General features: G+C 64.1%; 15 protein-coding genes and 2 pseudogenes. 11 read left to right on the plus strand and 6 right to left on the minus strand.

What is annotated here, in order from left to right:
- Positions 1-499: pseudogene (locus FVW27_RS01055) on the plus strand (PEP/pyruvate-binding domain-containing protein); the annotation flags it as partial.
- Between the two features lie 158 nt (positions 500-657).
- Here the strand turns inward: FVW27_RS01055 and FVW27_RS01060 are convergent.
- The 4 genes and pseudogenes from FVW27_RS01060 to FVW27_RS20730 form a co-directional block, all read right to left on the minus strand.
- Positions 658-1344, minus strand: coding sequence for a metallophosphoesterase family protein (locus FVW27_RS01060; protein ID WP_167121981.1), 687 nt, complete (start codon positions 1342-1344; stop codon positions 658-660).
- Positions 1345-1630: 286 nt separating this feature from the next.
- Positions 1631-2134: a Ros/MucR family transcriptional regulator gene (locus tag FVW27_RS01065; protein WP_167121983.1), complete on the minus strand. Its 504-nt coding sequence runs from the start codon at positions 2132-2134 to the stop codon at positions 1631-1633.
- Positions 2135-2574: 440 nt separating this feature from the next.
- Complete coding sequence (gene gltA / locus FVW27_RS20560) at positions 2575-3954, minus strand: NADPH-dependent glutamate synthase (protein WP_243838129.1); 1380 nt, start codon at positions 3952-3954, stop codon at positions 2575-2577.
- A gap of 45 nt (positions 3955-3999) precedes the next feature.
- Positions 4000-4839, minus strand: a pseudogene (locus FVW27_RS20730) (sulfide/dihydroorotate dehydrogenase-like FAD/NAD-binding protein); the annotation flags it as partial.
- A gap of 564 nt (positions 4840-5403) precedes the next feature.
- Here FVW27_RS20730 and FVW27_RS01075 point away from each other — a divergent pair.
- From FVW27_RS01075 to FVW27_RS01120, 10 genes are all read left to right on the plus strand, one after another.
- Complete coding sequence (locus FVW27_RS01075; RefSeq protein ID WP_167121987.1) at positions 5404-7344, plus strand: cache domain-containing protein; 1941 nt, start codon at positions 5404-5406, stop codon at positions 7342-7344.
- Complete coding sequence (locus tag FVW27_RS01080; protein WP_167121989.1) at positions 7319-8746, plus strand: sigma-54-dependent transcriptional regulator; 1428 nt, start codon at positions 7319-7321, stop codon at positions 8744-8746. The genes FVW27_RS01075 and FVW27_RS01080 overlap by 26 nt, the downstream gene beginning before the upstream one ends.
- A gap of 353 nt (positions 8747-9099) precedes the next feature.
- Positions 9100-9753: a succinate dehydrogenase/fumarate reductase transmembrane subunit gene (locus FVW27_RS01085; protein WP_167121991.1), complete on the plus strand. Its 654-nt coding sequence runs from the start codon at positions 9100-9102 to the stop codon at positions 9751-9753.
- A 14-nt stretch (positions 9754-9767) separates the two neighbouring features.
- Positions 9768-11657, plus strand: coding sequence for a fumarate reductase flavoprotein subunit (locus tag FVW27_RS01090; protein WP_167121993.1), 1890 nt, complete (start codon positions 9768-9770; stop codon positions 11655-11657).
- Positions 11658-11670: 13 nt separating this feature from the next.
- Positions 11671-12468: a fumarate reductase iron-sulfur subunit gene (locus FVW27_RS01095; RefSeq protein ID WP_167121995.1), complete on the plus strand. Its 798-nt coding sequence runs from the start codon at positions 11671-11673 to the stop codon at positions 12466-12468.
- Positions 12455-13294: a fumarate hydratase gene (locus tag FVW27_RS01100; protein WP_167121996.1), complete on the plus strand. Its 840-nt coding sequence runs from the start codon at positions 12455-12457 to the stop codon at positions 13292-13294. Before FVW27_RS01095 ends, FVW27_RS01100 begins: the two co-directional genes overlap by 14 nt.
- Positions 13294-13839: a Fe-S-containing hydro-lyase gene (locus FVW27_RS01105; RefSeq protein ID WP_167121998.1), complete on the plus strand. Its 546-nt coding sequence runs from the start codon at positions 13294-13296 to the stop codon at positions 13837-13839. The genes FVW27_RS01100 and FVW27_RS01105 overlap by 1 nt, the downstream gene beginning before the upstream one ends.
- A 27-nt stretch (positions 13840-13866) precedes the next feature.
- Positions 13867-15177 carry a malic enzyme-like NAD(P)-binding protein gene (locus FVW27_RS01110; protein WP_167122000.1) on the plus strand — a complete coding sequence of 437 codons (1311 nt, stop codon included), beginning with the start codon at positions 13867-13869 and terminating at the stop codon, positions 15175-15177.
- Positions 15178-15364: 187 nt separating this feature from the next.
- Positions 15365-16711, plus strand: a complete 1347-nt coding sequence (locus FVW27_RS01115; RefSeq protein WP_167122002.1) for a dicarboxylate/amino acid:cation symporter — start codon at positions 15365-15367, stop codon at positions 16709-16711.
- A gap of 457 nt (positions 16712-17168) precedes the next feature.
- Positions 17169-17390 (plus strand): DNA/RNA non-specific endonuclease, encoded by a 222-nt coding sequence (locus FVW27_RS01120; protein ID WP_243838128.1) that lies wholly within the window; start codon positions 17169-17171, stop codon positions 17388-17390.
- Between the two features lie 119 nt (positions 17391-17509).
- On the opposite strand, the gene FVW27_RS01125 is transcribed toward FVW27_RS01120, so the two are convergent.
- Together FVW27_RS01125 and FVW27_RS01130 are read right to left on the minus strand one after the other, a co-directional pair.
- Positions 17510-17944: a hypothetical protein gene (locus FVW27_RS01125; RefSeq protein ID WP_167122004.1), complete on the minus strand. Its 435-nt coding sequence runs from the start codon at positions 17942-17944 to the stop codon at positions 17510-17512.
- Complete coding sequence (locus tag FVW27_RS01130; protein ID WP_167122006.1) at positions 17934-24242, minus strand: hemagglutinin repeat-containing protein; 6309 nt, start codon at positions 24240-24242, stop codon at positions 17934-17936. The genes FVW27_RS01125 and FVW27_RS01130 overlap by 11 nt, the downstream gene beginning before the upstream one ends.

Here is a 24242-nt window from a genome sequence, read left to right on the forward strand (position 1 = left end):
GCCCGAGGGCGGCGTGCCCGCCGGGTTGCTGTCGCGCGCGCTGCTGGACGGGCGCGGCGAGCGGCCCGTGGGGGAATTCAACTATGCGCTGGTCTCGCGCGACTACTGCAATCTCAACGCGCGGGTGGAATACCACTTCGCCATGCTGGACGCGCTGTGCACCGACAACCCGCGCGAAAACCACATCCGTTTCCGGTTCAAGGGCGGCGGCACGGGCGGGACGCGGCGGGTGCGGCGCATCGCCTTCATGCGCGAGGTGCTGGCCGGGGCAGGGTTCTTCACGGCGGCGGTGGACGATCTGCTCACGGCCACCCTGTCCGGTGAACCCGCCGGAGTGGTGCGGCAACGGCTGGTACTGCTGGGGCGGCTGCTGGGCTACACCCGCCTGCTGGACGCGGCCATGACCGATGACGACGCACCGGCGCTGTTCGCGCGGGCCTTCCTGTCCGGCCGATACGACACCAAGGATGCACAGGCATTGCGGGACAGGCGGGACTGACGGAACTGGCGAAACTGGCGGAACTGGCAAGACGGGGCGCCCCCCCCCGGTCCTGACACTGCCGCGCGCGGAAACGGGCGGCGATGGGGCCAGCGCGCCCCGTTGCGGAAGCGGCGCGTGCCGCCGGGCACTGCGTGCGATGCAGGGGGGTGCGCCCTTCAGGCGTGGTGGAAACGCAGGGCGGGCAGTTCCAGCGCGGTGAGCATGTGTCCGCCGCCCGCACCGGTGTCGATGCCGATGCGTCCGGGGGCCACCAGGGGCGTGGCGAACGAGGTGTGCCCGAAGACCACGGTGCGGCCGCCGATATGGTCGTGCGGAGCCATGTCCCGCCGCACAAGGCGGCGGCTGTCCAGCCGCTGGGGTTCACTGCGCGGATCGCCGGCCAGGCCCGGATCGGCATGCACGAAGACGTGGGTGGGCGTTTCGTGCGCAAAGGCCAGTCCGCGCAGAAAGGCCGCGTGCTCCGGCGGCAGGCAGGCCAGTCCGGCCAGCCGGTGCGGGGCATCGGCACCATAGCTGCGCAACGTGGCTTCCACCCCCAGAAAACGCAACAGCTGCAACAGATCCGCGTCGCCCGTATCCGCGTAGTCCAGCAGGGTCTGTTCGTGGTTGCCGCGCAGAAAGACGGCGCCCGGGCAGGTGCGCTGCAACGCCAGCAGCAGGTCGATCACCCCTTTGCTGTCCGGCCCCCGGTTCAGGTAATCGCCCAGAAACACCACGGTGTCCCGCTCGCGGTCCAGCGGCAGGCGGCGCAGCAGCGCCTCCAGCCGGTCGCGGTGGCCGTGGATGTCGCCCACGGCAAAGGTGCGGGGCGTGTGAGTGTGGACCGAACGGGTGCGGGGCATGGCGCGACGGGGGTTGCGGGAATGGCCACGGACGCTTGAAAACGCCCACGGCGAAAGGAACATTCTTGTCCTACCGCAAGCCTTGCGCAGGCTCAAGCGGGCATCGACAACCAGTCGACACGCCTGCATTGCCGGGCAAACCGTACCGTCACGAGGCCCGGCTTGCGCCCGGTTTGCGGCGCGCCCGGAAGGACCAGCCCCCCCGGCCAGGAACATGGAAACCCGGTAACGATGAAAAAGGGGGCTTGCCGCCCCCTTTTTCATCGCACGGGCCATTGCCCGCGTGTCATGCCTTCTTCGGTCTGCCCTTTGCCTTGGGCTTGCCCGGAGCCGTCGTGGCGACCGTGCCCGTGGCCACTGCCGCTTCGGCAGCCTTGGCCTTCGAGCCTGCGGCGGCACGGCGGCGCTCCCAGAGCTGCATTTCCTTCATCTTCTTGCGACGGGCCCGCACAAGCGCCTTGCAGGCAAGCGGGGCGCCCTTCTTCAGTCCCCACTTCTCGCGGTAGGCATCGGCATCCAGACCGTGCAAGGCAAGATGCTTGGCCGTGATGATCTTGAACACCTTGCCGCATTCAAGACAGGTGACGGCTGTTTCCCTGATGGACTTCGCAGCGTCCGCCTTCGCAGCGGCGGCTGGGGCCACCCCTGCGGGCTCCGCAACGGGCTGCGACAGGGCCTGAAGGCTTCTGGCAAGGGCATTCACCATACTGGTCATTTCATCGGCAGTCATCGCGCGGACGGTTGCCTGCGCCTTCACCAGCTCCAGCGCCTGCTTGAACATGTCATCCATATCAACCTCGATATTTTATTGGCAGGTTGTACAACTTACTGATGCACATACATTGTTACGCGCTCCTGTCAACATTTTGCACGAATGTTTCACAATATGACCGCAACGATGCGTTCCCCGGCATGCAGTCCGCATGTCCTGTCGTGCACCCATGGATGCCGCGCGCGGCGACCTTGCGCGGCGTATCGGGGAAGACGGAACGGGCGCGGGGCACGGTACGACGGGATTGCGGGGTGCGGGTCTGTCCGGGGTCACATGAGGCAGAATGGGACCGGGCGCGGCAGGACGGCGTGGCCCCGCTCCGGACGTACGAAAACGCTCTCGAACCGGAACCACGCCGTCCTGTCGCAAGCCCCCCTGCCCAGGCTCTCTCCGGACGACGGGCAAACCCCTACCGGAAAAGCGCCGGGCGAACATGAGCCCGCCCGGCGCGGCAGGCATCAGCAACCCAGCCGACGCGCCATCTCCTTGGCTGCCAGGCGCCCGGCCCCCATGGCCAGAATGACCGTGGCGGCGCCGGTGACGATGTCGCCCCCGGCAAACACGTTGGGCATGCTCGTCTCGCCGGTGTGCTCGTCCACCTCGATATAGCCCCATTTGTTCAGGGCAAGGCCCGGCTCGTTCTCCAGCAGCACGGGGTTCGAACGGGTGCCCACGGCAATGACCGCGAGGTCCGTGTCCCGTTCGTAGACGTCATCCGGGACGGGCCTGGGGCTGCGCCGCCCCGAGGCGTCCGGTTCGCCCAGTTCCATGCGCTGCAAGCGCACCGTGCCCAGGTTGCCGTCCTGCCCCGGCAAGAATTCCAGGGGCGCGGCCAGGCATTCCATGATCACCCCTTCCTCGATGGCGTGTTCGACCTCCTCGCGCCGGGCGGGCATGGCATCCACGGTGCGCCGGTACACGATGCGCACCGATTCCGCCCCCAGGCGTCGGGCAGTGCGCGCGGCATCCATGGCCACGTTGCCGCCGCCGTAGACGGTGACGTTGCGGCCCCGGATGATGGGCGTGTCGAAGTGCGGAAAGTCGTAGGCCCGGCCAAGGTTGACCCTTGTCAGGTATTCGTTGGCCGAAAACACGCCGTTCAGGTTCTCGCCGGGCACGTTCATGAACCGGGGCAGCCCGGCACCCACACCGATGAACACGGCCTTGCAGCCTTGCGCGAACAGGTCGCGGATGCCGAACGTCTTGCCGCCCACGGCGTTGCGGACGAACTCCACCTCCAGTTCCTGCAGGGCGTTCACCTCCTTGGCCACGATCTTGTTCTTGGGCAGCCGGAACTCCGGAATGCCGTAGACCAGCACGCCTCCCAGTTCGTGCAATGCCTCGTAGACCGTCACCTTGCACCCGCGCGAGGCCAGGTAGCCCGCCACGGTCAGGGACGAGGGGCCGGAACCGATGCAGGCCACCTTTTTCGCGGGATCGATGAGCGGGCATTGCGGCCTGTCGGAAATGAGGTCGCAGGCATCGCGGTGAAAAAACTCGTCGGCGACGAAACGTTCCAGGCGGCCAATGGCCACCGGCTCGCCCTTGGCGCCCAGCACGCACCCGCCCTCGCACTGGCTTTCCTGCGGGCAGACGCGCCCGCAGATGGCCGGCAGACTGTTGGTGCTCTTGATGATCTTGTAGGCCTTTTCCACGTTCCGTTCGGCCAGCGCCGCGATGAACCGGGGAATGGGCACCTCGACGGGGCAGCCCTTGACGCACTGGGGCTTCTTGCATTGCAGGCAGCGCTGCGCCTCCTGTACGGCCATGTCCATGCTGTAGCCCAGGGCCACCTCGTCGAAATTGTGCACCCGCTGCTCCGCGGGCTGGTGCGGCATGGGCACGCGCGGGGCAAGCGCCTTCTTCTGCTTCTTGCCCTCTGCTTCCGCGCACTTGCATTCGTGCCTGCGGGCCATGCTCTGCCCTTCCAGGGTCTTGAAGAAATTCAGCCGCTTGCCCAGCTCCACAAAATCCACCTCGTGCCCGTCGAACTCGGGGCCGTCCACGCACGCGAATTTGGTGCTTCCGCCCACGCTGACGCGGCAGGCACCGCACATGCCGATGCCGTCCACCATGATGGAGTTGAGCGACACGGTGGTCTTGACCCCGAAGGGTTTGGTCGTGCGCGCCACGGCGGCCATCATGGGCACCGGCCCCACCGCCACCACCTCGCCCACGCCCTGGTCCCGTTCCAGGCGTTGCTGCAGCAGTTCCGTGACCAGCCCCTTGTGGCCGTAGCTGCCGTCGTCGGTGGACACAAGCACCTCGTCGGCGAACACTTTCAGCTCGTCCTCGAAGAGCAGCAGATCCTTGCTGCGGGCACCGATGATGGCCACGACCCGGTTGCCCGCCTCGTGGTGGCCCTTGGCGATGTGGTGCATGGCCGCGATGCCCGTGCCGCCACCCACGCAGATGACCGTGCCCATGCGGGCGATGTGGGTGGCCTTGCCCAGGGGGCCGCACAGGTCCAGGATGTCGTCGCCCTGTTGCAGTTCCTCGAGCATGGCGGTGGTCTTGCCAAGGACCAGGTAGACGATGGTGATGGTGCCCTTTTCCGGGTCGGCGTCGGCGATGGTCAGGGGAATGCGCTCGCCCTTGGGGTGCACACGCAGGATGACGAAGTTCCCCGGTTGCGCCCTGGCCGCGATGTCCGGCGCGTGGATGACGAGCTTGGAGGTCTGGTCCGGAATAAGCTGTTTCTTTTCGAGGATGGTATTCGGCATGGTTCCTTCCTGTCGATTGCGGTCATGAATCGTGGTCCGGCCAACTCCGGTCATGGCTGGCCTGACCGGACAAGGTCAGGTCCGGAGGGGCCGGGCGGCCGCGAAAGTGCGCCCAGGCCCGGGGGAGGGCGTCCGGGGACAAATGCACCGGACATGCCAGCGAGCCCCGTTTTGCAATGCGCCAGAATACAACCACTAAAATCGAAGGTAGGACCGGCTGAGGGTCGATTTCCCGGATGGCGGGAACACTTTCCTGTCCGGCAGGAATGCACACGCCGATCTCTGCCCCCCGGCCCGGTGCGCTTTCGCAATATCTTGAAATAAAAAATATTCTATCAAAACCCGTCCGGCATGCACCACCGGCACGGTACTTGTAAGCGTTTTTGGCAGAAAGCCCCCCGAACGCACGAGAGGGCCGTTCCTTGCCGGAATGTCTGCGGCATCGGACCATACGCCAGGCGTGGCGCACAAACCGCCCGCGCCCTTGTGGCCGGGGGCATGCTCGACTAGGTATAGCCGCAGGAATTTCACGCGCGGCATCGCAACCAGAAGCAGAACGACCACATGCGCAGCATCAAGAAATACATTCCGTTGCTCAGCTATTCCGTCATCAGCCGGATAGCGCTGCTTGTCGTGTTCATGATCGTGTTCGCCACCGCCATCAGCTTTGTCTATAGCTTCTACATCAACAAGACGCTGGAAGAAACGCAGATTGCGGCCAGGCAGATGATGCTCGAAAACATGCGCCGCACCCTCAGGACTTCTGTGCAATCCATGACGGGTTCCATCGCGGAAATCATAAAGTACAGCGACGAGAGCAAGGAACGAGCCGTCCAAAATATCGTCAACCACGCAAAATACGACGACAACGGATACTTCTTTGCCTACAGCACCAACGGAACAAACGTCGCGCATCCCATATTTCCAGATTTCCAGGGACAGCAACGTCTGGAGACGGAAGACGACACGGGCACGAAATACATCAGGGAGCTTACCGAAAAGGCCATCTCCGGCGGCGGCTTCGTGCAGTACAATTTCTACAAGCCCGGGGAATCGTTTCGCAGAACCAAGCTGGTGTACGCACTGCTCATTCCCGAAACGGACTTCTGGCTCGGCTCCGGCCTGTACATAGACGACATCAACCGGGACCAGCAGACCTTTTCGGACATCTTCACCAAGATCCACCGGCGCGCCATCTTCACCGTGGGCACGGGCGTCGCTCTGCTGCTGGTTTTCGTGGTCGCGCCCATCAGCCTGATCATGATCAACTCCATTCTCAAGCCATGGCGCCAGTTGGAGCGGGAGCTGATGCAGGCCCAGAAGATGGAGGCGGTGGGCATTTTCGCGGGCGGCATCGCCCACGACTTCGGCAACGTGCTGGGCGCCATATCCTCCTGCGCGGCGCTGGCCTTGATGGACATCCCCCCCGGCTCGCCCGCGCACGACGACCTGGAGCACATCTCCAAGGCGGCCAAGCGCGGCAAGAACCTTGTGCGGCGGATCAAGAACTTCAGCAGCAAGGCCGATGCCCCCCGGCAGCCCGTCAACCTGGCCCGCATCGCCCATGAGTGCACGGACTTCGTGCAGACGCTCATTCCGGCCAGCATCGAGGTGCGCAGGCGGATAGAGGACCACGACATCTGGGTGGAAGCCGACCCCGACCAGCTGCTGCAGATCATCATGAACCTGTGCACCAATGCCGAGCAGGCCATGCGCGGCTTCAACGGGGTGCTGACGGTGGAGTTGGCAGCGGTGGAACTGGACGACGACGAGGCCCGGACCATGGGGTTGCAGGTGGGGTCGTACGCCCGGCTTTCCGTCACGGACAACGGCGTGGGCATGAAGCCCGTCATCATCAAGCGCATTTTCGAGCCGTTCTACACCACGCGCAAGAAGTCCGGCGGCACGGGCCTTGGCCTGTCCATGACCAAGAGCATCGTCACCATGCACGGCGGCGCCATCACGGTGGCCAGCGCCCCCGGCAAGGGCTCCACCTTCCACGTCCTGCTGCCCTGCGCCACCCCATCGGAAGAACACACCCTGCACGAACGGCACCTGGAACTGCCCGAAGGCACGGAGCACATCATGCTCCTTGACGACGACAGCGACCTCATCGCCTCGCTGCACAGGCTGTTCAGCCGGGTGGGCTATACCGTCACCAGCTGCCTGGACAGCACCAAGGCCCTGGACATCTTTTCCGCAAGTCCGGGCAGTTACGACCTGATCATCACCGACCAGCTCATGCCGAAAATGAACGGGACGGAGTTCATCAGAAGAGTCCGCAAGATCCGCCCGGACATCCCGGTCATCCTGTGCAGCGGCTTCGAGGGAGACGGGCTGCTGAACAGGGTGCCGACGGACCTGGAAAAGGCCGGGGTGTCGGCCTTCTTCCGCAAGCCGTTCGACACGGTGGAGATATGCCGGGGAGTACGGGAAGTTCTGGACAGCACCCCTTCGCGCGTGCAGCGCACGGAGCACCATGCCGCGAATACTCATCATCGATGACGACGAGTCGATCTGCCATGTGCTGTCCCGGACGGTGAAGCGCATGGGCTGCGACGTCGACAGTGTCGGCACCCTGTCCGCCGGGGTGGGCATGGCCAGGGCCAGGGCCTTCGACGTCGTGTTCCTAGACGTGAAGCTGCCGGACGGAAACGGGCTTTCCATCCTTGGCGAGCTGACGGCCATGTCCGCGAAGCCGGAAGTGATCATCGTCACGGGCATGGGTGACCCGGCAGGCGCAGAACTGGCCATCAAGAACGGGGCCTGGGACTACATCGAGAAGAGCTACAGCGTCGAACAGATATCCCTGACCCTCAAGCGGGCCCTGGACTATCGGCGCGCGCGCAGCAAGGAGGGCGGCAACACGCTGTGGTCCGTGCTGAGCCGGGACAGGATCATCGGCGAAAGCCCCGCCCTCACACGGGTTCTGGACACGGTGGCCCAGTTCGCCGGGGCGGACTCCAACGTGCTGATCACCGGAGAAACCGGCACCGGCAAGGAACTCTTCGCCCATGCCATCCACCAGAACAGCGGGCGCTCGGACGGCCCCTTCGTGACCGTGGACTGTGCCACCCTGCCCGAAAGCATCGCCCAGTCCATCCTGTTCGGCCACCGCAAGGGGGCCTTCACCGGGGCGGAAAAGGACCAGCTCGGCCTCATCCTGCAAGCCAACGGCGGCACCCTGTTCCTTGACGAGGTCGGCGAACTGCCCCCCAGCGTGCAAAAGAACTTCCTGCGCGTCCTGCAGGAGCGCAGCATCCGTTCGCTGGGGGACAGGGAAGAGCGCAGCGTCGATTTCCGGCTGGTGGCCGCCACCAACCGCAACCTCGACGACATGACCGCGGCTGGCACCTTCAGGTCGGACCTGCTCTACCGCCTGCGCGCCTCGCACATCCACCTTCCCCCGCTGCGCGAGCGCGCCGGAGACATCCGGCTGCTGACCGAACACTTCCTCGAAGCCATGTGCGCGCGTGCGGGAACGGCACCCAAGACGTGCAGCACGGACTTTCTGGAAACGCTGGAAGCCTACGAATGGCCGGGCAACGTCCGGGAACTCATCCATACCCTGGAACACGCCTTCACGGCCGCGAAGCTCGACCAGTATCTCTTTCCCCAGCACCTGCCGCCCGGCCTGCGGGCCAAGGTGGCCAGGGCCAGGATCGCGGGGCCGACGCATTCCGCCGCCAGGACGCAGGAAGATGCCAACGGCGGCGCTGGCGACGTCACCCCCTCGCAACCCCTGCAGGAATACAGGGACGCGGTTCTGGCCAGGGCCGAAAGCCGCTACCTCCAGAACCTGATGACATCCACCAACGGCAACGTCCGGGAGGTCATCCGGCTTTCGGGCCTTTCGCAGTCACGCCTGTACGCCCTGCTCAAGAAGTACGGCATCACCACCCACTAGCCTCATCCACAGGTTCCTTCACGGCGCGGCATTCTGCCGCGCTTTTTTTTTGGGGCAGCGCTCTCCCATCTGGCAGGAATGTTCCTTCCTGCCCCGCAGGAAAGCGCGTTGCGCGCCCGTCATTGCACCTCGCAACGACCTGTCATTACATCACATTTCAGGCACGCATTTTTGGTACGCCCCATGCTGTGGAGGGGGCGGCACGGTTCGCGCCCCGCATCCGGCCGGTCGGGAAAAGGGACCACGAGGAGGTACGGCTGTCCGGTCCATCCCTTCCGGTTCCGGCAGATGAACAGCAGCCCGGAGCACCATGCGCGAACAAACGAAATGATCGTATCCGAGGAGCCATTGCCATGAACTTGAGCGCGATTACCCTGCACGTTCCGGATCAAAGCAAGATCGCCGGTCGACTGGACTTCGTCATGGTGGCGTCCGGCGCGCTGCTCATCCTCTTCCTGTGGGCCCACCTGCTGCTTGTTTCCAGCGTGGTCCTGAGCCCCGCCATCATGAACGCCCTGGCCCACTTCTTCGAGGCCACCTACATGGCCCAGGTCGGCGGTCCGGCCATCTTCGTCGTCATGGTCGTCCACTTCATCCTGGCCGCGCGGAAGATGCCCTTCGAACAGGGCGAGTGGAAGGCCTTCGTGACGCACGGCAGGATGCTGCGCCACAAGGACACCACCCTGTGGCTCGTGCAGGTGATCAGCGCCATCGTCATTCTGGTCCTTGCCTCCGTGCACGTCTTCACCGTGCTCTCCGACCTGCCCATCTCCGCCGCCAAGAGCGCGGCGCGCGTCCAGGGCGGCACCTGGCTGTCCCTGTACCTGGTCCTGCTGCCCATGGCCGAAATGCACGTCGGCATCGGCTTCTACCGTATCGGCATCAAGTACGGCTTCATCTCCAGCGCGCGCCGCGCCTGGTACCAGCGGGCCGAGGTCGTGATGATGGGCGGGTTCGTCGGCATCGGCCTGCTTACCCTTGCCCGGCTCTACTGGCTGAGCATCTAAGCACGAGGAACACCATGCAGATCTTCTACACTGACGTACTGTGCATCGGTGCCGGCCTGGCCGGTGAACGCGTGGCCGTGGAGGCCGCCATGGCGGGCTTCAGCACCATCTGCCTGTCCATCGTTCCGCCGCGCCGCTCCCACTCGTCCGCCGCCCAGGGCGGCATGCAGGCCGCGCTGGGCAACGCCATCATGGGCGATGGCGACTGTCCGGACGTCCACTTTCTGGACACGGTCAAGGGTTCGGACTGGGGCTGCGACCAGGAGGTGGCCAGGATATTCGCGGACACCGCGCCCATCGTCATGCGCGAAGTGGCCCACTGGGGCGTGCCGTGGAACCGCGTGGAAGCGGGCATGCACACCTACTACAAGGGCGGCAAGCCCTTCGAGGCCGAAGAAAAGCGCGAAAAGCACGGGCTCATCCACGCCCGCGCCTTCGGCGGCACGGCCAAGTGGCGCACCTGCTACACCGCCGACGGCACGGGCCGTTCCGTCCTGAACACCCTGGACAGCAAGTGCCTGCAATACGGCGTGACCATCCACGACCGCACCCAGGCGGAAGTGCTCATCCACGACGGCGAACAGTGCATGGGGTGCATCGCCCGCTGCCTGCGCACCGGCGAACTGCGCGCCTACTTCGCCACCGCCACCCTCATCGCCACGGGCGGGTACGGCCGCTGCTACAGCGCCACCACCAACGCGGTCATCTGTGACGGCGGCGGCCAGATCTGCGCCCTGGACACGGGCATCGTGCCCATGGGCAACATGGAAGCCGTGCAGTTCCACCCCACGGGCACCGTGCCCACGGACATCCTGGTGACCGAAGGCTGCCGGGGCGACGGCGGCACCCTGCTGGACGTCAACGAATACCGCTTCATGCCCGACTACGAGCCGGAAAAGGCCGAACTCGCCTCGCGCGACGTGGTTTCCCGCCGCATGACCGAGCACATGCGCAAGGGCCTGGGGGTCAAGTCGCCCTACGGCGACCACCTGTGGCTCGACATCCGGCACCTCGGCGTCCACCACATCACCCACAAGCTGCGCGAAGTCTACGACATCTGCATGAACTTTCTGGGGGTGAACCCCATCGAGCAGCTCATCCCCGTGCGCCCCACCCAGCACTATTCCATGGGTGGCATCCGCACCAACCGCGATGGCGCCGCCTACGGGCTGAAGGGCCTGTACTCCGCGGGCGAGGCCGCCTGCTGGGACATGCACGGCTTCAACCGCCTGGGCGGCAATTCGCTGGCCGAAACCGTGGTGGCCGGGCGCTACGTGGGCAAGCAGATCGTCAAGTACCTCAAGGGCAGCGCGGCCACCTTCTCCATGGCGGCCATGAACGACGCCCGCCGCACGCTCGAGGAGCGCATCAAGGACATCGTCACCGGCCGCAAGGGCAAGGAAAGCGCCCTCAAGCTGCGCGACGAGATGCACTCGGTGATGATGGACTACGTGGGCATCTTCCGTAACGGCGCGGACCTGCAGAAGGCCGTGGACAAGCTGGCCGAACTGCACGAACGCGCCGGGGGCATCGCCCTGCAGACCAATCCCCGCGGCTTCAACCCCGAAATGTCCACGGCCCTGCGCATGCGGGGCATGATCAAGCTGTCCCAGTGCACGGCCTACGGCGCCTTGATGCGCACCGAATCGCGCGGGGCGCACACGCGCGAGGACTTTCCCGAACGCAACGACCGGGACTGGCTGAAGCGCACCCTGGCCTACTGGAAGGAAGGCGACCACCTGCCCATCCTCAACTACGAGGATGCCTCCCCGTACTACGAGATTCCCCCCGGCGAACGCGGCTACGGCGGCGGCAAGATCATCCCCAACGAACTGCCCGAGGCGCGCTTCGGCATTCCCCAGGACGCCATCGACAATCTGAACAAGGCCAAGAGCAAGGACTAGGGGAGAAAAACAGATGAACCGCAAGCTGCACATCAAGATATTCCGGTACAACCCGCTGGATCCGGATTCCCGTCCGCACATGCAGTCGTTCCACATCAACGAGTACGACTCCATGACCCTGTTCATCGCCCTTACCCAGATCCGCGACGAGATGGACCCCTCGCTGAAGTTCGACTTCTGCTGCCGGGCCGGCATCTGCGGGTCGTGCGGCATGGTCATCAACGGCCGCCCCGGCCTTGCATGCCACACCCAGACCAAGGATCTGCCCGCCGAGATCACCCTGCATCCCCTGCCGGTCTTCAAGCTGCTGGGCGACCTGTCCGTGGATACGGGCACGTGGTTCCGCGACGTGGGCACCAGGATAGAAGCCTGGGTGCACGGCAATGACGCCGCCTTCGACCCGGCGGCGGAAGAAGTGCGGATGGAAAACGCCCTGGCCGAGGAAATCTTCGAACTGGACCGCTGCATCGAATGCGGCTGCTGCATCGCCGCCTGCGGCACGGCCCGCATGCGCGAGGACTTTCTGGGTGCCGCGTCCATCGCGCGCATCGCCCGCTTTGCCATGGACCCGCGCGACCTGCGTTCCGACGACGCCTACTACGACGTCATCGGCAACGACCAGGGCGTGTTCGGCTGCATGGGGCTGCTGGGCTGCCAGGACGTCTGCCCCAAGCACCTTCCCTTGCAGGACCAGTTGGGCATCATGCGCCGCATGCTGGCGCTGCATTCCGTCAAGGGCATTCTGCCCAAGGCTGTCATAGCCGCTCTCAAACACAAAGGGCACAAGGGATGCTGCCATGAAAAGCATTAGCGCCAAGGCCATCCACGAAGCGGTTCGGGACATGATCATGGACGCCTGCCGACTGTTGTCGGACGACGTCTACGACGCCTTCACCAAGGCCCACGCGGAGGAGGAATCCGCCTCGGCCAAGGAGGTCATGGCCCAGCTCATCGAAAATGCCGACCTTGCCCGCAACACCCAACTGGCCTTGTGCCAGGACACCGGGTCCGCCGTGTTCTTCGTGGACTACGGCGAAGACGTGAAGATTGAGGGCGGGAGCCTGGAACAGGTGCTCAGCGACGCCATGGTCGAGGCCTACGACAAGGGGTATCTGCGCAAGTCCATGTGCCACCCCCTGACGCGCAAGAACACCGGCGACAACACCCCGCCCATCATCCACGCCCACGTTGTGCCTGGCGATGTCCTGAGGATCCGCTTCATGGCCAAGGGGGGCGGCTCGGAGAACATGTCGCGCGTGGCCATGCTGAAGCCCGCCCAGGGCTGGGCCGGCATCCGAGACTTCGTGGTGCGCACCATGGCCGAGGCCGGTCCCAACCCCTGCCCCCCCACAGTGGTGGGCGTGGGCATCGGCGGCACCTTCGACCTGGCCCCCACCCTGGCCAAGAAGGCCCTTTTCCGCCCCATCGGCGTGCGCAACGCCGACCCGGAAGTGGCCGCCATGGAAACCGAGCTGCTTGCGGCCATCAACGACCTGGGCATCGGTCCCATGGGGCTTGGCGGCAAGACCACCAGCCTGGACGTGAAGGTGGAGATGCACCCCTGCCACATCGCCAGCCTGCCCGTTGCCGTCAACGTGCAGTGCCACTCATCCCGCACCAAGGAGGTCGTGTTCTGATGGCCACGTACAACCTCACCACACCCCTCAGGGACGAAGACGTGGTCCCGCTACACGCCGGGGACGTCGTCTACCTGACCGGCACCATCTACACCGCCCGCGACGCGGCCCACAGGAAGCTGATGGAGGCGCTCGACAACGAGGAACGCCTGCCCTTCGAACTGCAGGGCGCGATCATCTACTACGTCGGCCCGGCCCCGGCCCCGCCCGGCTGCGCCATCGGCTCCGCCGGTCCCACCACCAGCGGTCGCATGGACAGCTACGCCCCCCGCCTGCACGCCCTCGGCGTCAAGGCCAGCATCGGCAAGGGCAAGCGGAGCCAGGAGGTGCGCGATGCACTGCAAGAACACAAGGGCGTGTACTTCGGCGCCACCGGCGGCGCGGGTGCCCTGCTCTCCCAGCGCATCACCGCGTCGGAAGTCATCGCCTACCCGGAACTCGGCCCAGAGGCCATCCGCAAGCTGACGGTCAAGGACTTTCCCCTGCTGGTCGTCAACGACGCCCACGGCGCGGAACTCTACGCCAAGCCCAGGTACGAACCCTAACCACCCCGCTGTCAGGGAGGAATCGACATGGCGCTGTTCACCAAGGAAGAAGCCCTCAACTATCACCAGTTTCCCCGCCGCGGGAAGGTCGAGGTGGTGCCCATCAAGCCCTGCAACAACCAGAAGGACCTTTCCATGGCCTATTCGCCAGGCGTGGCCGAGGCCTGCAAGGCCATCGCGGCGGACCCGGCCATGGCGGCGCAGTACACCGGGCGGTCCAACCTGGTGGCCGTGGTTTCCAACGGCACCGCCGTGCTCGGCCTTGGCAACATCGGCCCCCTGGCCGGCAAGCCGGTGATGGAAGGCAAGGGCGTGCTGTTCAAGACCTTCACGGACATCGACGTCTACGACATCAACCTGGACTGCAACGACCCGGACAAGCTGTGCGAAATCGTCAAGGCCCTGGAACCCACCTTTGGCGGGATCAATCTTGAAGACATCAAGGCACCGGAATGCTTCCACATCGAAGAACGCCTGAAGGCGGAGATGAACATCCCGGTGTTTCATGACGATCAGCACGGCACCGCCGTCATTTCCGGCGCCGGGTTGATCAACGCGGCCGAAATCCTCAACCGCCGCCTGGAAGACATGAAGGTTGTGGTGGTGGGCGCCGGCGCGGCGGGCATTGCCTGCTCCAAATTCTATGCGGCCATCGGCATCGACCCCAGGAACATCCACATGTTCGACTCCAAGGGGCTCATCTACAAGGGCCGCGACGGCGTGAACAAGTACAAGGCCGAATTCGCGCAGGACAAGCCCGCCACCCTTCAGGAATGCATGAAGGGCGCGGACATCTTCCTGGGCCTGTCCAAGAAGGACCTGGTCAGTCAGGACATGGTCCGGTCCATGGCCCCGAACCCCATCATCTTCGCCATGGCCAACCCGGACCCGGAAATCACGTATGCCGACGCCAAGGCGGCCAACCCCAACTGCATCATGGGCACCGGCCGCACCGACTTCCCCAACCAGGTCAACAACGTGTCGGGCTTCCCCTACATCTTCCGCGGCGCGCTCGACGTGCAGGCCACGGAAATCAACGAAGCCATGAAGATCGCCGCCGCGAAGGCCCTGGCCGCCCTGGCCAAGGAGCCCGTGCCCACGGCCATCTGCGACATGTACGGCGTGAAGGAGATGACCTTCGGGCGCGACTACATCATCCCCAAGCCCCTGGACCCCCGCGTTCTGGAATGGGAAACCCCGGCCGTGGCCAAGGCGGCCATGGAAACCGGTGTGGCCCGGACTCCCATCGCCGACCTGGAAGCCTACAAGATCAGCCTGCGCGAACGTGTCGCCACATCGCGCGCGCGGATCAACGCCTTTGTCCAAAGCTACGAATAGCCGCGAATGCAATGCAACTCCCGGCCGTCCCGTGGTGGCGGCCGGGAGTGCGCCAGCGGCGGTCCGCGCAGCCCGGCATCGAATACTGCGACAGCGGCGCGACACGCGCCTGCATCCCACTGCCTGATTTCGCCGTCCGGCCATGGTGGTCAGCAATGATAACCATCAACCAGGTGAGGGCCTGAGCATGTTTGGAAAGAGAAAGATATACAAGTCGCTCTACTTCTGGGTCATCTTCGCCATTGTCACCGGCATCCTGTTCGGCATCGTGCAGCCCGAAACCGCCAGGATGATGAAGCCGCTGGGCGATGCCTTCATCCGCATGGTGAAGATGATCATCGCCCCCATCATCTTTTGCACCGTGGTCGTCGGCATCGCCAAGATGGGCGACATGGGCAAGGTGGGCCGCGTGGGCCTGAAGACCATGCTCTACTTCTGGACCATGACGCTGCTTGCGCTGACCATCGGCCTGATCGTGGTGAACGTGTACAAGCCGGGCGTGGGCATGAACCTGGACGTGGCCTCGCTGGACGCATCCAAGGTTGCCACGTACGCCGGTGCCGCCAAGAAGATGTCCACCGTGGATTTCATGATGAACATCATCCCCAGTTCGGTGGTGGATGCGTTTGCCAAGGGTGAGATCCTGCAGGTGCTGTTCTTCTCCATTCCCTTCGGCCTGGCCATGGCCTCGCTGGGGTCGAAGGTGACGGTGGTGGTGCAGTGGATCGACCAGTTTTCCAAGGGCCTGTTCAAGGTCGTCCATTACATCATGTACTTCGCGCCGTTCGGTGCATTTGGCGCCATGGCGTACGTGGTTGGCGCACACGGGGCAGGCACCCTCAAGCAACTGCTATCCCTGATGGCCGGGGTCTACACGACCTGCATCATCTTCATCTTTGTCATCCTGTGGGCCGTGGCCAGATGGGCAGGCTTCAGCCTGATGAAGTACCTTCGGTACATCAAGGAAGAACTCCTGCTGGTGCTCGGCACATCCTCGTCCGAATCCGCCCTGCCGCGCATGTTGGCGAAGCTGGAAAATGCCGGTTGCGACAAGTCCGTGGTGGGCCTGACCCTGCCCATGGGCTACTCCTTCAACCTGGACGGCACCTGCATTTACCTGACCATGGCGTTCGTCTTTCTGGCCCAGGCCACCAACACGCCGCTTGATCTGGGGGCGCAACTGTACGTGCTGTTCATTCTGCTGCTGACCTCGAAGGGCGCGGCCGCGGTGACCGGCGGCGGCTTCATCACCCTGGCCGCCACTATGCAGAGCCTGGAAACCGTACCCATCGCCGCCCTGGCCATCCTGCTGGGCGTGGACCGCTTCATGTCCGAAGCGCGGGCCATCACCAACCTGATCGGCAACGGCGTGGCCACCATCGTCGTGTCCAAGTGGGAAGGGGCGCTGGACGTCCACCGCCTGCATGCCGTGCTGGACTGCCCCTCGGACTTTGCCGCCGACAAACCGGAAGAGCTGATCGTCGAAGACGCGGGCATGAAGGAACTGGCCCAGGCCTGCGAAGTGGCGAAATAACCGACAGGCCGACACGCCGGGGCTTGCGGCGCGACAGGTTCCGCAGGCTTGCCGGGCCGACCGGCCATCCGCCAATGTCGGTGCCCCCCGCGCGCCCGGTGGCCCGCAGGAGCCCGCCGATTCCCGCACCTGCCCACAACCGGCCCGCACCCTTCCGCCCCGTTGCGCTTCCACGGGGGGCAAATCCAGCAACCGCCCCGGCACCACGTGTGCCGGGGCGGTTCCCGTGCGCGAAGGGCGCATGGCGGCAAGGGCACTTCCCACCACATACTGATTATTCTAAAAAAATTCATATAGTTGTCGCATGTGGTGGGGAAGAGAAGGGGGGAGTGATTTTCGTCGTGCCTGGCCTCTCTCCTTGCGTCGAGTCGCCAATGCTCATCATGTACGAGCGCAATATGCCAAGCTTCCAGCGGCGGACGAGCCCCCCCCCAGCGGATACTGGCGCAACATCGCCGTGCCCGCCCCGCAGGGCAGCGCCGCGCCCATCCGGGTGGCCGCGTTCATCTTCGATCAGGAAACGCCGGGACGAAGGCCCGCCGCACGCGACGCCGTACCCGTGCGCCACGTGGAACAGCACGCCGGGCTGGACTTCTTCCGGACCCTGCCGGACGACGTGGAAGCCCGGGTGGAAGGATTCGTGTGGGGCGCGCTGGTGCAAGAGATGTTGGGGAAGTGAGGAAGGAGGAGGGGCCGCCCGTTCAGACCTGAGCCTGACGCGGCAGTGTCATGTAAATACTATCCCTGTGCAGAAAATCTGAACAAACGGGCACCATATCTCTACAAGCGCTTCGCAAATCAGATAACCCTTCCGTAGAGCTCCAAGTCTATTTGGTTTTTTATTCGGAAAAATTTGCGCAGATCATCTTCCTCAAGATCTATTATGCCTTCATAGTGTATTGGATTTGTTACAAGCTCTTCATATCCAACCAAACAGCTCACTCCAAACTTTTCATACAATGGGAAATAGCCCTTGTCGTAGACAACATTGCAAATTTTCCACCCGGATGGAAGTGATGAGTCTCGCACATCAAACAACCAACTTGGCAAAAAACTTGGCAGATCTTCAGTGCGGCACACAAGATAGTCTACCCTATTCTTGATGAACATCATTCCGTACACCCCATATGCCGTGCCATCCCGACGCAACCCATAATCAGTCCGCTCATTTTCCATAATCCTCGGCATGGCAGGAACCTGAGCCACTGTTGTATATTTCACATCAATTATCATCTCGACCTCTCTTTATCTTAAAATCATCAACAGCGCCTGTTTCCGTATTCATAACATAGTGTATTATAATATCTTCATTGCGCTTCTCCATTTTTATCCAGCCTTCTTGTCCGGGCCATCTTGAATCCTTCATATTGATATTGCCGAGGCGCTTACCATTCTGTGGGTCAAGGAGCGCATCCTTAAGTGCAATCTGTTCGGGCAGGTTATTCGGCGTAGAACGCCCGGTGCTGCCCCGGCCCAAGGGCCTCTGTACAACCTCGCCGTATATCTCAAGAAACTGCACGTTGCTATCAAGGCGGGCAATGCTGGCCAAGTCTTCAACTTTCGCAGTAATCGCCTTGGCCCCTTTTACCTCCCGGAGCACGGTCGCCAGCTTGCTGCCCTGACTTACGACGAGCTTTCCTGTTGCGGCAAGGCCGCTGATGGAGGCGCTCACATCGAAGAACAGCTTGCCGAGCTCGTAATTCGCCTCGTCGTACTTCCCCTGACTTTCGAGGTTGTTTATTTCACCAACTTTCTGGGCGTAGGCCTGCCCAATCAGTTTCACGCTGTCGATTGGCGATGAAGCAAGCGTGGCGATGGCTTCGCCGGCATTTTGCGTCATGGCCACGACGCGGTCCCGGCTTTCGGTGAATACAGCGCCGCCGGTCGCCATGCTCAAGGAGTACTTGCACAGGTCGTCAACCAGACGAAGTGTGGCTCCCGTGGCTTCGCCCGCGCCTGCAACGACCCCCAGCAACCGGACAAGGAAGCCGCGCGCCTGCGAAACCATGATCTGTGTGCCTTCGCCACCCGCAAGCACTATCGCAATTTCAGGATTGTTCCGAAGGGAAGAGAAGACCTTCTCGGCTTCAGCGTCCGGAATATTCTCGAGGCTGCCGTATTGCTCTTCCAGCGCGGAAAGCTCCGCAACCACCTTTGCGGCATACGGATTCTTTGTGCTGACCTCTTCTGCCTGCTGCGCGGAAAGTCCTTGTGCCTCAAGCCGGTCCGCCAGCTTGACCTGGGCATCCAGACTCTTCGCAATCGCCCCATCGGGCAGGGCTTTTTTTACGGCAGCAGCGATCTTCTTCAGGTCACCGGTTATCCCTCCGAACCCATCCTTGATCTCCCTGAGCACCGCCGGGTCGATGTACACCGACACCACGGTTTCGGAGTCCCTGGTGATCTCCTGCGCACGGGCAAGGTCGCGATTCAGGCCCTCCAGCCCGGCGTCGGGATTGGAGCGGATGATGATGGTGCCTTCGCCGATGGTGGCCCGGTTGACCTGGCGACGGTCCCGGGCGGAATAGTCGATGGTCGCGGCGGTTGGCACCGCCTGGAACTTGTCGCCGTCCTTGTTGTCCCCGTCCTTGGACCCTGCGGCCCCCGTGGTCGGCTTGCCGCCCCCGCTGTCGGTGCCCAGCAACTCGCCCCAGCTCTTCTGGGTGGAGTAGCCGCCCCCGCCGTAGCTGCCGCTGACGGATACTCCGATGTTGATGTTGCTGGCCTTGTCGTGGTCCTGAATGTCCTTGTAGGTCAGGGTGTTGGTGTCCAGCTTCAGGTTGCCGTTTTCGGCGGCGATCACCGCGCCTTCCACGTGGGTGTTGTCCTCCACGCGGATGTCCACTTTCTCCTTGCCGATGATGGCGGTCTGTTCGCGCACCCACCCGGACGAGCTTTCGCCCTTGCCGACATTGCCGGACAGGCTGCCGGAGGCCCCAAGGCCGATCATCACGTCGGCGGACACCCCGAACGAGTGCGAGCCGCCGTCGCTTTCGTCCTGTCTGCTGGCCACCACCAGGTCGTCGCCGACATTCATGGTGACGGTGTTGCCCTGCACCCGCGCGCCCGCGATGGTGGTGTCCGCGCCGGATTTGGTGGTCAGGTCGTTCTGGGCCGCCACGGCGGCGTTGCGGTGGTAGATGGCCTCGTAGTCGCTGCCGGAGCCGCCGACCGAGGCGTAGATGTTCACCCCCACCCCCATGCCGTTGGCGCCGAAGTTGGCCTTCACCCCGCCGCCCGCAGAGGCGGACATGCTGCTGGTGTCGTAGGTGGTGCCCCCGGTGGCGGATTCCACGGTCAGGTCACGCCCGGCATCCAGCGAGACGTCGTGGCCTGCCGCAACCTGACCGCCCTGGATGGTGATGTCCCGGTCCGCCTGCATGTCCACGTCGTTGCCCGCCATTACGGTCGAAACGATCGGCGTGGTGGTGGACGTGTGCTCCGTGCTCTGGCTGACGGAAAGCCCCGCCGTGGCAGAAACGCTGGCGGATACGCTCAGCGCGCTCTGCACGGCGGCAATGGAGCGCATGGCCGCGCTGACGGCGGTGATGGACCTGGCCGCGTCGCTGCCCTTGCCCGCCTGCATGGCGGTGGGCAGTTCGGCAAGCTGGCGCACGGCGGAGGTGACGCTCTGCCGGGCGGCAAGCTTCACCCCGGTCTCGGCCTCGCGGACGAAGCGGTCAAGCTCCTCCACGTCCTTGGCCGCGCCAAGGTGGATGTCCTGCCCGGCGGTCATGGTGACGTCGCCGTCGGCTTCCACGTGCGAGGAAATCTGGTTGATGTTGCGCTGCGCGGTAAGGGTGACGTCGTTCCCGGCGCTGATCACGGACCCCTGATTGTACTGGCCCGCGAACTTGTCGCGCGTTTCCGTGTACTTCGTGCCCGCGCCGACGCTGATTTCGTTCTCGCTGAAATTCCAGTTGAGACCGCTGGAGACGGTTTTGCTGTGCGCCTCGGACTGGCTGGATTCGCGCCCCGGCACCAAGTTCACGTCGCGCCCCGCCGTGATGGACACATTATTGCCCGCGCCGAGTTGCGAACCGACGACCGTGGCGTCGTTGGCCGCCGTGACGCTCAGGTCGTTGCCCGCCGAAAGCTGCGAGCCCACGTTGGTTTCCGATGCGGCCTTGCGCATGCTTTCCGATGCGCGCTGAACGTCCAGCCCGCTGTCGTGCAGCCACAGCCCGAACGAGGACTTGCTCTTTTCCGAACGCGAATATGCCGTGTCCTGACCGGCGACCACGCGGACATCGCCTTCCCGGCTGGTGACGGTCAGGTTGTTTTCCGCCTGCACCGCGCTGGCGGAAATGACCGTGTCCTTGCGGGATGTCAGCGAAACGTTTTCACCCGTGATGCTGCTGCCCACCTGCGTGGTGGTGCGGTTGTCCTTGCTGCTGGCGGATGAGGACAGCAAGCCCTTGCTGGAAGAACTCTTGTGGCTTTCGCGCTGGTTTTCCACGGAAGCGACAACCAGTTCGCCGCTGGCGGCAACATCCACATCGCCGCCAGCACGGACGGAACTGCCCAGCATGACCACATCGCCGCTGCCGGACGTTCCGGCCGTGATGCTTACGTCACCCCCGGCGGACAGGTCCGCCCCCTTGTGGGTGACGCTGTGAATGCTCTTGGTGGTGGAACCGCCACCGCCGAACATGCCCCCCTTGCTGCCGCCCTTGTAGGTGGAGTCGAAGGTTTCGGCCACGGCGGTCACGTTGACGTGCTCGCCCGCCGCCAGGGTCATGTCGCCACCGGCGCTGGCGGAACTGCCCTGCACGTTGATGTCGCGCCCGGCGGTCACGTCCAGCGCGTCACCGGCCTGCACCACGCTGCCCTCCTGATGGGTGAGCTGCGCCTTCCACTTGCCGGTGCTTCTGGCGCTTTCGTCGCGCACCACGCTGCCCACCGTCACATCGCGCCCGGCATTCAGGGTGGCTGTTCCCCGAGACTCCACGCGCGCGCCATAGATGCCGATGTCGTTCCCGGCCTCGATGCGCAGCGACGATCCGGCGGCAATCGTGCCGGTCTGGTTCAGACGCTCCTCGTGACCCGTATCGTGGCGTTCCGTGCGGGTGGACGAGATGTTCAGCACGTTGCCGCCAGCCTTGATGGCCACATCATCGCCCCGGATGGCGCCGCTGCGGTTCACCACGTCCCCGCTGGCATCCACCAGCAGGGCGCGCCCTTCCAGCCTGCCCCCCAGATTGAGCACATCGTTGGCGGCAATGCTGGCGGTTTCGCCGGTGATGTCACCACTGTTGGTCAGGGTGGCCGTGGTCAGGTCCAGATTCTTGCCGGTCAGACGCGCCCCGCTGCCCACCACTTCGGCGCGGGAGGCAGAGGCCAGGTACACCCTGGGCACCAGCACGGTCTGCCCTTCGTATTCCTCCTCCACCAGCCAGACGATGTCCTTGTCCAGCGCGGCCAGTTGCGCCTGCGTCAGTTCCACGCCCACGGCCAGATTCAGGGACGTGCCTGCGGCCACGGCGTTGTCCATCAGCGTGCGCATCATGTCCGCATCGGGCTGACCCACGGATGCGGTCACGCTGCGGGCGTTCAGTTCCGCTATCTGCTGGCGCACCATTTCGGTTTCGAAAAAGGCGTCGCCCAGCAGCCGCTGGTGGTGGGCATCCAGATCCCAGCCCATGCGGCCAAGAAAGTAGTCGGAGCCGTAGAACAACCCCATGTCGGTGATCAGCGGGTTGGTTTCCAGCAGGTAGGACTTGCCCTGCGGCGCCTTGGTGAACAGCGAGCCCTGGCCGGAAACCATGTCCACGCGCCCGCCCGCTTCGCCGGGAGGAAGCTGGGGGCCGTCGGAGGCGGAAACAACGCCTTCGTAGTCGGCAGTGTGCTTGATGCTGGTGTTGTCTATGCTGGCGGTGAAGTCGCCCGTAAGCGAGCCGCCCGCCGCGATGACGGCGGGGACCGAAGCAATGGCCTGATAATCGTCGTGCGTGGCGGCTTGCGGGGTGCCCTTGCCACCGGCACCGGCGCGGCGAATCCAGTAGATGCGGTCGGTATGCGTGACGCGCGAGACCGTGGAACCGGTGTTGTTCAGCGTGGTTCCCGTAAGGTGGATGTCGTTCTTCGCGGCTATGGTGCCATGGTCATTGGTGATGGTGTGGGCATCGATGGCAATGTCGGTACCGGCGAGCACCTGCGGTGAAGGCGTCTTGGCGACGACCCGCTCTTCATACACGTAGATCTGGTCTTCTATGCCGCGCGTGTCGTACGGGCGCGTGCCCCATGTGGCGTTGATGTAGTCGATGGCAGGCTGCTTGCCGTCTATGTAGCCTGTATAGCGGGAGTCCACTAGTTCGCGCTGGATATCCAGCATCTCGATCTTGTTGACGAACTGGCGTGCGGTGATGCTGACGGCCCCCGCCTGGGACTGGATGCGTCCCCCCGTGTTGGTGACCGTATTCGCCGCCGTGGCAAGCGTGGTGCCTATGGCCAGGTCGTTACGGGCAACAATGCTGCCTGCGGCATTGGTCAGGGATGCGTCGGCAAGCAGGGTTGCGGTATCGCCGCTGTATATGAGGCCGGCATTGTCGATGTCCTGTGCCTGAATGCGCACGTTGCCACGGGAGGCAAGGGCTGCGCCCTGGGCCAGTTCCACGCGCCCGGCCGTGATGTCCGCCCCGGTATCCGCCTGAATCTGCCGGAAGGCCAGCTTGCCGTCCGCGGAAAGCTGCATTTCGCCAGCCTTGACCAGCCCGTCCAGGTTGATGCCCACGCCCCTTTCATTGGCCACGAGCATGATGCGGTCGGCATACATGCCCCCCAGAACGGAGGAGTCTATGCCCACCACGGGGGGCGGGTTGGTCGGATCGTCCGCAAGGGGAGTGACCGAATCCGATGCATAGTCGTAAAGATTGCGGCCTGCCGTAACGGCAACGCGCTTGCCGTGCAGTTCGGCGACGATGCGGGCCGCACGGCTGATGATGCTGAAGTAATCCGCCCCGTCTGCGTTCACCCCCGCGCCTTCCAGGGTGACGGTCCCGCGCGTCACCTCCAGCGCGTTCAGCCTGCCCCCAGCCACCTGGGGCACGCCGGTGGTGATGACGGCGTGGGATGTGTTGATGAACCCACCCCCGTTGATGCTGACACCATTGGGGTTGGCAAGGATGTAATCGGCCTTGCCACCAAAGATTTCCGTGAAGCCGTTGATGCTGGATGGCCTGTTGCTGGTGACCTCGTTGAGTATCGCGGAGGCCTCGGCGCCGCCGCCGAAGTTGGGGTTGCCCACCATGCCACCGCCCAGTTGCGAGACACCGGGCTTGTTGCTGTTGTTGATGACGACGCCTTGGGGCGCCACGTTGAAATCGAGAAACTTGTTGTGCGACAGGCCTGAAGCCGTGGGGGCGACGATATTGACCACGGGAACGCCGTTGGGCGCTGCATCCATGGAGGGACGATTGCCGGTCGAAGCTGCAGGGTCCGGCGTGATGCCCGAGGCAAAGGCCGTCAGGGGGGCGGGCAGAACAAGCGAGCAGACGAGCAGGGAGTGCAGCAGGATGCGGAGCATGTGCAT

This window comes from Nitratidesulfovibrio liaohensis, assembly GCF_011682075.1.
Classification (GTDB): Bacteria; Desulfobacterota; Desulfovibrionia; order Desulfovibrionales; family Desulfovibrionaceae; genus Cupidesulfovibrio; species Cupidesulfovibrio liaohensis.